At 40.8% G+C, this 12,853-nt stretch carries 11 protein-coding genes; 10 read left to right on the top strand and 1 reads right to left on the bottom strand.

Annotation, left to right across the window (positions count from 1 at the left end; all coding sequences use genetic code 11):
• The first annotated feature begins 63 nt into the window (after window positions 1–63).
• Together I2484_RS21790 and megL are read left to right on the top strand one after the other, a co-directional pair.
• Window positions 64–1,932 carry a diguanylate cyclase domain-containing protein gene (locus I2484_RS21790; RefSeq protein ID WP_207149471.1) on the top strand — a complete coding sequence of 623 codons (1,869 nt, stop codon included), beginning with the start codon at window positions 64–66 and terminating at the stop codon, window positions 1,930–1,932.
• A gap of 69 nt (window positions 1,933–2,001) precedes the next feature.
• Window positions 2,002–3,213, top strand: a complete 1,212-nt coding sequence (gene megL, locus I2484_RS02640; protein ID WP_207149470.1) for a methionine gamma-lyase — start codon at window positions 2,002–2,004, stop codon at window positions 3,211–3,213.
• A 463-nt stretch (window positions 3,214–3,676) separates the two neighbouring features.
• Here the strand turns inward: megL and I2484_RS02635 are convergent, their stop codons facing one another.
• Window positions 3,677–4,156 carry a GAF domain-containing protein gene (locus I2484_RS02635; RefSeq protein ID WP_207149469.1) on the bottom strand — a complete coding sequence of 160 codons (480 nt, stop codon included), beginning with the start codon at window positions 4,154–4,156 and terminating at the stop codon, window positions 3,677–3,679.
• 195 nt (window positions 4,157–4,351) lie between these two features.
• On the opposite strand from I2484_RS02635, the gene ezrA reads away from it, so the two are divergent.
• The 8 genes from ezrA to rarD all read left to right on the top strand — a co-directional run bounded on the left by ezrA (window position 4,352) and on the right by rarD (window position 12,824).
• Window positions 4,352–6,043 (top strand): septation ring formation regulator EzrA, encoded by a 1,692-nt coding sequence (gene ezrA / locus I2484_RS02630; RefSeq protein ID WP_207149468.1) that lies wholly within the window; start codon window positions 4,352–4,354, stop codon window positions 6,041–6,043.
• 154 nt (window positions 6,044–6,197) lie between these two features.
• Window positions 6,198–7,331, top strand: coding sequence for a cysteine desulfurase family protein (locus I2484_RS02625; RefSeq protein ID WP_207149467.1), 1,134 nt, complete (start codon window positions 6,198–6,200; stop codon window positions 7,329–7,331).
• Window positions 7,331–8,533, top strand: a complete 1,203-nt coding sequence (gene thiI, locus I2484_RS02620; RefSeq protein WP_207149466.1) for a tRNA uracil 4-sulfurtransferase ThiI — start codon at window positions 7,331–7,333, stop codon at window positions 8,531–8,533. Before I2484_RS02625 ends, thiI begins: the two co-directional genes overlap by 1 nt.
• Window positions 8,534–9,028: 495 nt before the next feature.
• Complete coding sequence (locus I2484_RS02615; RefSeq protein WP_207149465.1) at window positions 9,029–9,235, top strand: alpha/beta-type small acid-soluble spore protein; 207 nt, start codon at window positions 9,029–9,031, stop codon at window positions 9,233–9,235.
• A gap of 167 nt (window positions 9,236–9,402) precedes the next feature.
• On the top strand, window positions 9,403–9,612 hold the full coding sequence (locus tag I2484_RS02610; protein WP_207149464.1) for an alpha/beta-type small acid-soluble spore protein: 210 nt from the start codon (window positions 9,403–9,405) through the stop codon (window positions 9,610–9,612).
• Window positions 9,613–9,786: 174 nt separating this feature from the next.
• Window positions 9,787–9,990, top strand: coding sequence for an alpha/beta-type small acid-soluble spore protein (locus tag I2484_RS02605; RefSeq protein ID WP_207149463.1), 204 nt, complete (start codon window positions 9,787–9,789; stop codon window positions 9,988–9,990).
• Window positions 9,991–10,169: 179 nt separating this feature from the next.
• Complete coding sequence (gene mbcS, locus I2484_RS02600) at window positions 10,170–11,741, top strand: acyl-CoA synthetase MbcS (protein ID WP_207149462.1); 1,572 nt, start codon at window positions 10,170–10,172, stop codon at window positions 11,739–11,741.
• A 177-nt stretch (window positions 11,742–11,918) separates the two neighbouring features.
• Window positions 11,919–12,824 carry an EamA family transporter RarD gene (gene rarD / locus I2484_RS02595; protein WP_207149461.1) on the top strand — a complete coding sequence of 302 codons (906 nt, stop codon included), beginning with the start codon at window positions 11,919–11,921 and terminating at the stop codon, window positions 12,822–12,824.
• The last annotated feature ends 29 nt before the right edge of the window (window positions 12,825–12,853 follow it).

Genomic DNA, 12,853 nt, shown 5'->3' with positions numbered 1-12,853 from the left:
TGTATTATAATGGTAGTAAGACTTATTTGAATTCTATATACAGATTAGGATTGGGGTGATTGTGTGACGGATCATCAATTGACGATGCTTAAAATTAAAAGCGATTTGATGGATTTATGGACCAAAGATACTGCTTTGCAATCGTATGAACACTGGTTTAAGGCGTTAAAATCAAAACTAAATCACCATTTTCGTATTGTGGAAGCGGACTTTTTCGTATATGCCAATAATAGTTTCATGCCTCTTAAAGGACATAAATCTGTTTCTAAGAGGAAAGAAGCCTTGGTATTTGATGCATCGAAAACTGGAAATGTGTTTAACTATGATTCTTTAATAACACAAGTTAGAGAGACCGGTTTTAACTATGCCGATGATTTTCTTCTATTCCGAAACTTGAAATCTGAACCACTCGGATTGCTGATTCTTAAATCTACAGATGAATGGAGCGACTTTGCTGCATCGCCATTTCTACATGAACTCGAAAAGGTAGTGAGCGACATCATTGAGATAGTAAGGGAAATGGTGTTTCTTGTAAAAGAGAAAAAAAGCTCTCGGCGTTTGTTTGGAGTCACCGAATTATTCAATTCAACGATGCAAAGTAATGTGATTTTAGATGGCGTAGTCTCTGCGATATCTAAAAATTTCCCAACATCTGAAGTGGGGCTTCTATTATCTCATGATCAAAAAGGGATGACGCATAACTATAAGTTAATTGATTACATGAACGAAAGACCGTCTGCAATGAATGCGTTCGTATCTGGTGAATTGACAAAGGAAGTAATGCCTGAACTGTCCTGCACGCTGATCAACGCACCAATCAGAGGAAGACAAGGTATCTATGGTGTGTTGCAAATTAAAGCACCAGTTGACCTCGTTTTTTCATCTACACAGAAAAAATTTGTCAGTATGGTAGTAAACACTGCAGGAAGTGCGCTGGAAAAAGCGATTCTATATGATCAATCTCACCGTGTTATCGAAGATTTACAACTTGTCAATGAAACGTCGAAAAAATTGAATAGCAATATGCATTTTGGAGAAATGACAGCATTTTTGAAACAGCAATTGCTGAGAGCGTTTAGACCAACAGAAATTGCATTCGTTTTTAACAATGAACAAGATGGTTATGACATCGCTCAATTAAGTACGGATTTTTTTCGGACAGAATCCGGCAAGAATTATATTGAATACGCATCGAATCACTTAAATAGTGGTAAAGAATCATTATTTGATGCGAATTTCAGCACCACAATGAATGAACCTATTGGTTACGAGTCAATTATTGCGATTCCAATTATGAATCAAGAGGTACTTACGGGTTTCGTCGTATTACTGCATATGGATCAGTACTTTTTTTCATTTGACAGTTTTAAACTGATGCAATCTCTTATAGGACATTCTTCGCTTGCACTTGCGAACTCGGTATTACGCGACCAGTTACAGGAACTTGTTGATAAAGATCACTTAACCAAGCTCTATACAAGAAGTTACGTAGATAAGATTATTGAAAAGTCGATTGTTGATGATGAAATGGGTGTGTTTGTTCTCGTAGATGTCGATGACTTCAAGAAGATAAACGACACATATGGACATGTTACTGGTGATGATGTGCTGAAGCAGATTGCTTCCACAATACTTTCAGAAGTATCTGGTAGGGGGGTTGCCGGTAGATGGGGCGGAGAGGAAATCGCTATCTTTTTGCCGCTGACAGGATTTCAAGAGGGAGCATTATTTGCGGAAAGACTGGTCGAACTTATCCCTGCTACCACTGAACCCTCGATAACAGTGTCGATAGGGATGCATAACTGGACTTCGAAAAGGCAGTCAACTTATAAAGAGTTGTTTCAGCTTACTGACAAAGCACTGTATATGGCGAAAAATAACGGTAAAAACCAAGTGGTAATCCATGAAAAAACCAGTTGTATCTTTTCCTAACTGTGATTAAAGAGTAAACTAATAGAGGGAGAGTTAGAATATTCTAGAAGCATAAAGGGGGCAATGGACATGGACAAAAGAAACCTTCACAAAGATACGATTGTCATCCATGAGGGGTATGAGGACAGGGAACATCAGGGGAGTTTAGCGGTTCCATTATACCAAACATCGACCTTTTCGTTTGAAACAGCATCGCAAGGGGAGAATCGATTTTCGGGTGTTGAGGAAGGAAATATTTATTCCAGGCTAGGTAATCCAACTGTACGCGTGTTAGAAGAGCGTATGACGGCACTAGAGAACGGAAAAGGTGCACTTGCGTTTGGTTCGGGGATGGCTGCAGTCAGTACGATTCTCGTCCACTTGACGAAATCGGGTGATCATATTCTGTGTTCACGTGGAATTTATGGCTGCACATTCGGACTTCTTGGTATGCTGAATGAGAAATACAATATCAGCCATGATCTTATTCGGATGAAGACAGAAAAAGAGATTGAACGTGCTATTAAACCGGAAACTGTCTGTATATATATTGAAACGCCTATCAATCCAACAATGGAACTTGTTGATCTTCACGCAGTCGTAAATGTAGCGAAACGCCACGGTCTTCGAGTTATAGTCGATAATACTTTTTCGTCGCCCTATTTGCAAAATCCGCTCGATATCGGTGCGGACTTCGTTTTGCATAGCGCAACAAAATATATTAACGGTCATGGAGATGTGATAGCCGGGCTGCTTGTCGGAGCCAACAAAGAAGAAATAGAGTCAATCCGTATGTCCGTGCAGAAAGATTTCGGAGGCATCATATCGCCATTCGATGCTTGGCTTTTAATCCGCGGTTTGAAGACGTTATCGGTTCGCATGGAGCGCCATACCTCGAATGCGGAAAAAGTGATTACTTATCTAAAAGGTCAGAAGCTTGTGGAAGAGATCTACTATCCGTTTGATAAAGACAATCCACAATATGAAATAGCTAAACGCCAAATGAGAGCAGGAGGCGGCCTGATTTCATTTACAATTAAAGGCGGTAAAGAAGGGGCTCAGCTATTCATGGATAGCCTTTCTCTCATTAAGATTGCAGTCAGCCTGGGGGACGCAGAAACGCTTATCCAGCATCCCGCGACGATGACTCATTCAGTTATTCCGGAGGCGGAGCGTCTGCAGATGGGTATCACTGATTCTTTGCTAAGGCTTTCAGTCGGTCTTGAACATGCTGAGGATATCATAGCTGACTTCAAAGCGGCATTCGAAATCATGGAGACGGCGATTACTGAGCGGGCTTAACATAAGAATAGCGAAAGGCGCCTTAAAAGGAACGCAGCTGCATGACCTACATCCTGTAGGCCCGCGACAGGCATAAGTCGGTTCGTGGGAAGACAGTCTAAGATTGCGACGTCCTGTCGCAACGACCGGCATACCTGCTCCATGGAGGCACGACGTGGCGTCTTTGCCCGGGAAGGATGTAGTTCAATCCTTCCTAGATGGATTGCTTTCAAGGAACCTAGCCTAAGTACGCCGCGTCCTGCGGCAATGGCTACGTGACCCTACATCCTGCGGGCCTCCGAGCGGCTGGCGCCAGGAGCTAGACACTATTCTAAGTCGAAAAACTAATAATTTATTATCTATGAATAAATAGACCTGAAATCTTCCTACTAGTACTATTCACAAAGCTGGATTTTATAATTTCCTAAGCAATCGAAAAACTGCCTTGGCGACCGATTGTCTGGTGGCCAGGGCAGTTTATTGTTCAAAGATGTTTGACTAGTACCTCGACAAGATGTTCTAATCCAGCTCGATCTTCTTCGGTGAAGCGGTTCAGCTCGGGGCTGTCAATATCAAGGACGCCTAGTAAGACACCGTCTTTTAAAATAGGAACGACGATTTCAGACTGTGAAGCGGCATCGCATGCAATATGTCCAGGGAAAGCATTGACGTCAGATACGGTAATTGTTTTTTGGGTTTCAGCTGCTGTTCCGCAGACGCCTTTTCCTAGAGGAATGCGGATGCACGCGGGAAGACCTTGGAAAGGACCAATCACTAATTCTTTGTCATCCATTAAGTAAAAACCGACCCAATTGATGCGGTCGAAAAATTGGTTGAGTAAAGCAGAAGCGTTGCTCAAGTTTGCATACATATTTTTCTCACCCGTCAATAATGCGTCCAATTGACTTGATAGTTGTTCATATTTCACTTTTAAATCAGTGGCATAGTCAATTTCTTGAAACAAATAGAACACCCCTTGTTAGTATATTTTATTTAAATAAGTATACATATTAAGACGTTTATTAACAATCTTTGTCGATTATTAGGGTGGAAAACAGTTTTTTCCCTATAAATCATTCATATTCGCAACTAAAAGGGTTTAAACGTGGTACTATATAGGATAATATCATGGTACAGTGACTTGGACAGGGGGACCACGATGAAAACCTTCATCATTGCTATAGTAGCACTTATCATATTGACGACAATCGCCTTCTTATTCAGGCGCAAACATATCCAGGAAATTGGTCGATTGGAGCAAGAGAAGTTACAAATCCAACACAAACCTATCTTAGAAGAGATGACGAAAGTGAAACAATTGAACATGACAGGCGAAACTGAAGAGAAATTCGAACGGTGGCGCAGTGAATGGACAGAATTGATGGACGTACATATGCCGAAAATTGATACATTATTATTTGATGTAGAGGATGTAGTGGATCGTTTCCGTTTTAGAAAAGCAACGGATTTGGAGAAGGAAATTCAAGAAAAAATTCGTTTTTGCGATAAAAAAATGAATGACATTTTGTATGAGTTAAACGAACTAGTTGGTAGTGAAGAGAAAAATCGCATCGAGATGGAAAAATTAAAAGAGCAGCATCGTGCCGCTCGAAAAGCGGTACTTGCTCATCAACATTCATTCGGGATGACGGCGAATCCACTCGAAAAGGAACTGGAATCATTTAATCCGAAATTCATAGAATATGAAGAGTTGACTGCGAACGGTAATTATTTACTAGCACGGGAAATTGTCATGGCATTATCCGCAAAGGGGGATTATGTTTTTACGTTGATCCACGAAATTCCATCGTTGCTTTCTGAACTACAAAGCAAAATTCCGTCATCGATTCGTGAACTCCGAAATGGGACGAGAGAGATGGAGGAACAGTCCTATTATTTGCAACACCTAGAACTGACCGAACAACTTAAATCAATTGAGATTGAACTTGAAGAATTGTTGTTTAAAATGGCTGACCTTCAAATTGAATCTGTTCAACAGTGTACGAACGACATAAATGATCGCATCGATTCATTTTACGATGCGCTTGAGAATGAAGTGAATGCAAAGCATTATGTAGACGGATACTACAATCAAATTGCTGATAGACTTCACGTAATAACGAAATTGACAAGAGAAACTTCAGACGAGGCGGCTTTTGTTCAGCAAAGTTATCGAATGGATGAAAAAGAAGCACAAATTCCACAACTAGCCCTCAAAAAGTTAGGTTCACTCGACAAGCGATTTGGTATGCTTATTTATAGGCTCGAGGAACAAGTATCTGCTTATTCGGGATTACAGGAAGAGTTGCAATCCATTTCAGAAGAACTTGAGCAAATTTCAGATGAACAGGAAAGTCTTAAAAATCGTATGAAAAACTTGCGAATTGATGAAAATAATGTTCGGACTAAACTTGAAGAACTATCGCGTAAATTGCAGAAATCAGAACGTACGCTACATAAAGGAAATATTCCTGGTATACCAGATGATATGGAAGCGCGCCTTGAAGAAGCAGATGAACAAATTTATATCGTGACACAAAGTTTACAGGAAGTACCGCTTAATATGAATCTTGTCGATTCTTATTTGGAGAACGCTGGGAAGGCTGTAGAAGATGTAACCATGAAAATTGAAGAGATGCTTGATAATGTATTGCTGATTGAGTGGATCATCCAATATGGAAACAGATACCGTGCATCCAATCCGGAAGTTCACGCTCGTCTATTAGACGCTGAAGAGTCATTCAGACAATTTCGTTATGCAAAAGCATTGGAAGAAGCAGCAACAGCTGTAGAAGAAATGGAACCAGGTGCAATGAAACGAATTGAGGAACTTGTGAAAGAACACGTCTGAGTTAAAAAGTAGACTACAAATAGCCACCGGCATATAATGCAGGTGGCTTTGTCACGCATTTAACTTGAATCAGCAGGGGTGCAAACTCCCTGCTGATTCAAGTTATGCCTCAGGCGGATATCACATTTTTTTGTAAAATGAAAGGAAGATTCACATGATTTATTTTGATAATAGCGCTACAACAGCTCCCGATGAGGGTGTGCTTACATCTTTCGTAGAAGTGAATAAACGCTTTTTTGCGAATCCGGCCTCAATACATCTTGCTGGGAAGGCAGCGGAGACGCTTCTTGAACGATCAAGAGAACAGATCCTATCAATTCTTGGTGCACCTGACGGAGAGCTTTTATTTACATCGGGAGGTACGGAAGCCAATAATTTAGCTGTTATCGGTTTTGCGCGCGCTTTGCATGCAAGAGGCAACCATCTAATCACAACAAAAATTGAACATCCATCTGTTCTCCATTCAATGGGATATTTAGAGACGCAAGGGTTCGAAGTTGATTATTTGTCGGTTGATGAACAAGGAATGATCTCGGTTGAAGAGTTGAAAAATAAACTTCGCAAAGATACGATACTTGTAAGCATCATGCATGTTAATAATGAAATCGGTACAATACAGCCAATTGCTGAATGCGCCATTCTCATTAAAGAAAACTCAAGAGCACTATTTCATTCGGATACCGTTCAAAGTTTTGGTAAACTACCCGTTTCATTAACAGGCGACGGCCCGGACGCAATATCGATTTCAGCCCATAAAATTAATGGTTTGAAAGGTTCGGGCATACTAGCATTAAGAAAAGGAATGACGCCAGAAGCAATTAGTTATGGCGGTGGCCAGGAAAAAGGAATACGAAGCGGTACCGTATCTGTAGCTGACGCAGTGGCGATGGCAAAGGCAATCCGAATGAGTGCGACGGATGTTGAGCAGAAGGACTTCAGGCAATGGAGAAATCGCCTTATAAAGTTTATGGAGCCATTTGAAAATGTTCGTGTACTTGCCCCCGATAAGGCGGCGTCGCATATTTTAGCTGTCGCTTTTTATAAAGTGAAAGGGGAAGTCGCCGTTAACTTCTTTCAAGAAAACGGCATAACGATTTCAACGTCTAGCGCTTGTTCATCCAAAAGTGGTACTGTGGGGCATGTTATAGAAGCAATAGGTGTTAATGGGAAATTCAATAACGGAGTAATTCGTATTAGCTTTGGAAAAAATAATATCGAACAGCATGTGGTGGAATTCGAGCAAGTATTTGCACGGTTCATGGAGCTGCTTGGAAGGGGTAATAAGTAATGGAATGGAACGAACTATTGATACGCTATGGAGAGATATCATTAAAGGGGCGGAACAGGAATTTATTCGTCAAGAAATTAAGGAATAATATTAAAGATGCTTTGAGTGATTTGAAAACTGTAATCATAAAACCAGAACGTGATCGCATGTTTCTTTTTGCGGAAGACAAAAATGATATGGAAGAAGCGATAGCTAGGTTGCCGCATATTTTCGGCATCCAATCTTTCAGTCCTGTCGCGAAATGTGAAGCGACGCTTGAAGCGATTAAAGAAAAATCGTTAGAAGTCATTGGTGCAGACGAGACTGCAGGTAAAACGTTCAAAGTTGATGTGAGACGTACAGACAAAAGATTTCCGCTTGTGACAAATGAGTTGCAGCTGGAAGTTGGGTCGCATGTGTTGCGTAGCTTCCCAGACCTCATTGTGAAAATGAAAAAACCTGATATTGTATTACACATTGATATTAGAATAGAAGGAGCTTTTATAACAGCTAAAGTGTATGAAGGAGCAGGCGGTATGCCAGTAGGTTCGAATGGTCATTCAATACTTATGCTGTCAGGCGGTATTGACAGCCCTGTTGCAGGCTACCTAATGATGAAGCGTGGTGTGTCGATTGATGCAATTCACTTTGCGAGTCCACCGTTCACAAGTGATTTGGCTAAAAAGAAAGTGATAGACCTTGCAGAGAAGTTAAGTTCATTCGGAGCATCGGTTAGGCTTCATATAATACCATTCACTGAAATCCAGCAAGCGATTGTCAGTCAAGTACCGGATAATGTTTCAATGACGACAACACGGAGATTAATGCTACAAATTGCTGATAAAGTACGCGAAGAAGAAGGTGCACTCGCGATTGTAACAGGAGAAAGCCTTGGACAAGTCGCAAGTCAAACGCTGGAAAGCTTAACTGCTATTAATGCTGTGACTACTTCACCTATTTTGCGCCCGCTCATTGCAACGGACAAACTGGATATTATAGATATTGCCCAAAAGATTGGCACATACGAAATTTCAATCAGACCTTATGAAGATTGCTGTACAATCTTCTCATCATCAAACCCGAAAACAAAACCGAAGCTTGAAAAAGTTGCTTATTATGAAAGCTTCACTGATTTCGAACCAATGATTGAAGAAGCGATTGAAAAACGACAAATAGTTGAATTGCCGCTGCAACAAAAATACGACTTCGAAGACCTGCTTTAACTTGAATCAGCAGAAGTCCCTGCTGATTCAATTTAAGCCTTCGGCGGATGTCACAAATTATGAAATGAGTTAATTGAGCAAGCTCAATTAACATTTGAACCAATCAATTACTGTTTTCATCCCTTGTATGAAATTCCGTTTGTGATGCATTCTATACGCACATAGAAATTGGGACTAAGGTTAAATGGATTCGGAATAACTGGCACTCGATCAAATAGAAGAACTATATGTTGATTAAAGCAATATCGATATAAACTGAGCGGAGGTGCCTTACAAGGGGCAGCCGAATGAGGTTCAATGGAATACTTTATTTCAACCTATATAAGCTAAAAAGCTGCATCGGACATTGTCTGATGCAGCTTTTTAGCTTATATAGTGTTAGCAGAAGGATGGTTAGTTAAACTAACCCTAGACTTTTGGCGGTATTTACCATTTAAAATTCATGCATGAATTTTATTAACTGGCACATTCTATGTGCACAAGGAGGTGATAAACATGGCGAACAACAACAGCGGCAACTCGAATCAGCTAGTAGTTCCAGGCGTAAGACAAGCACTTGATCAAATGAAAAATGAGATTGCATCAGAATTCGGCGTACAAATGGGGCCAGATGCATCATCGCGCGCCAACGGATCCGTCGGCGGAGAAATTACAAAGCGATTAGTGCGTCAGGCACAACAACAAATGAATGGCAACAAATAAAGATTTATATAGTGGAAAGATGTTTCAGAACAACTTTTCGCCAATATAGTATATGTAAAAATGCGGGTGTTTAAACCATTTTAAGTAATTGGTGGACATTACCAAAACAAATAAATGCATAAAGTTTTGTAAACGGCACATTCTATGTGCACAAGGAGGTGACAAACATGCCAAACAACAACAGTGGTAATTCAAATCAGTTAGAAGTTCCAGGTGCAAGACAAGCACTTGACCAAATGAAAAATGAAATTGCATCAGAGTTCGGCGTACAAATGGGACCAGATGCATCATCACGCGCTAACGGTTCGGTCGGTGGAGAAATTACTAAGCGACTAGTACGTCAAGCGCAACAACAAATGAACGGATACCAAAAATAACTTTAAAATGCAAAGCTGAGCTAGGTGTTTTCCAAAGCAGCCTTCGCTTCTAAAGTGTAACCAAAAGTATAATGTCTTAACCAATTTCAACGTAGTTAACAAACTTTACCACCTACAATTTTTACATGAATTTCTGCAACTAGCACATTCTAATTGTATAAGGAGGTGGCAATTATGGCGAACAACAACAGCGGCAACTCGAATCAGTTAGTAGTTCCAGGCGTAAGACAAGCATTGGATCAAATGAAAAATGAAATCGCAGCAGAGTTTGGCGTACAAATGGGACCAGATGCATCAGCGCGTGCCAACGGATCCGTCGGCGGAGAAATTACAAAGCGCTTAGTGCGACAGGCTCAAGAACAGATGAAGGGTTACTAAGAATAATTGTTTAATGAAAAGCTGTCTCGGAACTATTCCGAGACAGCTTTTCGAATTTCTAACAAATAGTAGTTAGAAATTCATGAAATACCCTTGGGTTTATTCCGAAAAGTAAATTTGTTTTGAATTATCGGTCCTTTGTTTGTATACTTAGATAATACGTCTAAGGAGGAGTTTGCATGAACCGTGAACAATTGATTGCGCCAGAACAATATAATCTTGTCAGTGAATTTGAAAAGTACGCAACAGGTACAGGGAAAAAAGCGCTTATTTATGTCAATGCACAAGGAATCAAGAAAGAAATTACATATGATGAATTAATCACTTCAGCGAATAAAGCGGCCAATGTCTTTAAATCGAACGGACTTGACAAGGGTGATGTCGTTCTTGTGATGGTTCCAAGGCTAATCGAAGCATATGTGACGTATATCGGCGCACTTAAAGCGGGGCTTGTCGTAATCCCAAGTTCAGAAATGCTACGGTCTTCCGATATCGAATATCGATTGGCACATAGTGACGCTAAAGCGATCGTTGCGTTCGATGCATTTACCGATCAATTTAATGATGTAAAAAATATGGGGGATGTCAAGTTATTCGTTGTCGGTGAGGCGAAGAAAGATCAACTTTCATTAACAGGCCTAATGGAAACTGCATCAGCGGAGTTCACAGCACCGCAAACGAAAAGTTCGGATATGGCATTTCTATCCTACACATCGGGAACGACTGGGAAACCAAAAGGAGTCGTTCATACACACGGTTGGGGATATGCACATCTACGAACAACAGGAGCGAGCTGGTTGGGTATTAATGAAGGAGATGTTGTCTGGGCTACGGCTGCGCCAGGGTGGCAAAAATGGATTTGGACACCTTTCTTATCGGTTATTGGTAGTGGAGCAACTGGACTCATATATGATGGGAAGTTTGATGTGACGACTTATTTGGAGTTAATAGGCCAGTATCAAGTGAATGTATTATGTTGTACACCAACGGAATACCGGTTTATAGCGAAAGCGGAAAATCTGGGGGATTATGATCTTTCATCTATCCATAGTGCAGTCTCGGCTGGAGAACCGCTTAATCGTGAAGTCATCGATATATTTGACAAGATTTTTTCGCTTCCTGTAAGAGATGGTTACGGCCAGACGGAAAATACATTGCTTGTAGGAACGATGCTTGGTATGGAAGCTCGACCTGGTTCAATGGGAAAACCAACGCCTGGCAATAAGGTCGACATCATTAATGATGAAGGTAACCCGGCTGCACCAGGGGAAGTTGGAGACATTGCGGTACACGTATCGACACCTGCATTATTTAAGGAGTATTTAAAAGATCCAGAACGGACAACAATGCAGTTCCGAGGTGATTATTACGTAACAGGTGACCGTGCAAAAATGGATGAGGACGGTTATTTCTGGTTTGAAGGTCGCGGGGATGACATTATTATCAGTTCCGGCTACACCATTGGACCATTTGAAGTAGAAGATGCATTGACGAAGCATCCCGCAGTCCGTGAATGCGCAGTCGTAGCAAGTCCGGATGAAGTGCGGGGGAATATTGTTAAAGCGTTCGTGGTGCTACGAGATCCAGAACGCAAAAATGAAGATGGTCTCGTAAAAGAATTGCAGGATCATGTAAAAAGTTTGACAGCGCCTTATAAATATCCACGTAAAATTGAATTCTTGGATACTTTGCCGAAAACTGCTTCAGGGAAAATCATGCGAATTGAATTAAGGAAGCAAGAGCAACAGTAATACATTCCAGAAAACAAGCCGCTTTTTAAGAACGGGTTATTCCGGACTTATAAAGCGGTTTTTAGAATTTCCGGAGAGGTTATTTGTGTTGCTACATAATCACATCTTTACGTAGCGAATTAATGGGTCTATACTTAGTCCATTATTTCGGTAATCAAAATAGTTGGGGGCGTCGTGATGCAAACAGAAAAAAGCGGTGTCCTTTGGGCAATCGGTTCGTATCTTATTTGGGGGATTATGCCGATTTATTGGAAAAGCCTTGAGCATGTGGCAAGTGCAGAAATATTAGTGAGTCGCATCGTGTGGGCATTTGTCCTGACGCTAATAGTGGTTCTTCTTATGAAAAATGGACGTCATCTTAAGGATGATATAAAGACACTGTGGGCATCGCAAAGAGACTTTTGGGCTTTGTTCGCAGCTTCAGCACTTGTTTCGACGAACTGGTTTGTCTATATATGGGCTGTGAATAATAATTATATTGTTCAATCAAGTCTTGGTTATTATATCAACCCGCTAATATCGGTACTACTTGGAATATTTTTCTTGAAAGAAAAGCTATCAAGAGCACAGCAGGTCGCTTTTTTACTGGCGGCAACTGGAGTCACAATCTTGACGGTTTCATACGGGAAGTTTCCGTGGCTGGCATTTACACTTGCCATAACGTTTGCTGTCTACGGTCTTATCAAGAAAAAAATTAAGGTAGATGCACTGCGTGGGTTGACGATTGAAACGTTCTTCATTGTCCCATTTGCTGTCATCTATTATGTGTGGCTATTAATGGAAGGCAATGCAGTATTCTTACATTCCGATCTCAAGACGGACATTTTACTTATCCTAACAGGTGTAGCAACAGCTTTGCCTCTTATTATGTACGCAAAAGGCGTGCAAAGAATACCGTTGTATATGGCAGGCTTTCTTCAATACATAGCACCAACAATGATGCTGTTTCTCGGAGTTGTCATTTATAAAGAAACGTTCGGGGGAATTGAGTTATTGTCGTTCGCTTTCATTTGGTCAGCATTGTTACTCTTTACCGTGTCTAAAGTAATTGAAGTTATGAAAATGAAGAAGAACCTCCTGTAAATGAAAAAGTCTCTCTTTATATGTTGAAA

Origin of the sequence: Sporosarcina sp. E16_8 (assembly GCF_017347095.1) — a bacterium.
In the GTDB taxonomy this organism is placed as follows: Bacteria; Bacillota; Bacilli; order Bacillales_A; family Planococcaceae; genus Sporosarcina.
This window is presented reverse-complemented; position numbering and strand designations above follow the sequence as displayed.

Excerpts from the sequence above, each read along its gene's own strand:
- I2484_RS02610 (WP_207149464.1), top strand. The coding sequence starts at position 9,403 with ATGCCAAACAACAACAGTGGTAATTCAAATCAGTTAGAAGTTCCAGGT.
- I2484_RS02605 (WP_207149463.1), top strand. The coding sequence starts at position 9,787 with ATGGCGAACAACAACAGCGGCAACTCGAATCAGTTAGTAGTTCCAGGC.
- thiI (WP_207149466.1), top strand. The coding sequence starts at position 7,331 with ATGGAATGGAACGAACTATTGATACGCTATGGAGAGATATCATTAAAG.
- I2484_RS02625 (WP_207149467.1), top strand. The coding sequence starts at position 6,198 with ATGATTTATTTTGATAATAGCGCTACAACAGCTCCCGATGAGGGTGTG.
- ezrA (WP_207149468.1), top strand. The coding sequence starts at position 4,352 with ATGAAAACCTTCATCATTGCTATAGTAGCACTTATCATATTGACGACA.
- mbcS (WP_207149462.1), top strand. The coding sequence starts at position 10,170 with ATGAACCGTGAACAATTGATTGCGCCAGAACAATATAATCTTGTCAGT.
- megL (WP_207149470.1), top strand. The coding sequence starts at position 2,002 with ATGGACAAAAGAAACCTTCACAAAGATACGATTGTCATCCATGAGGGG.
- I2484_RS02615 (WP_207149465.1), top strand. The coding sequence starts at position 9,029 with ATGGCGAACAACAACAGCGGCAACTCGAATCAGCTAGTAGTTCCAGGC.
- rarD (WP_207149461.1), top strand. The coding sequence starts at position 11,919 with ATGCAAACAGAAAAAAGCGGTGTCCTTTGGGCAATCGGTTCGTATCTT.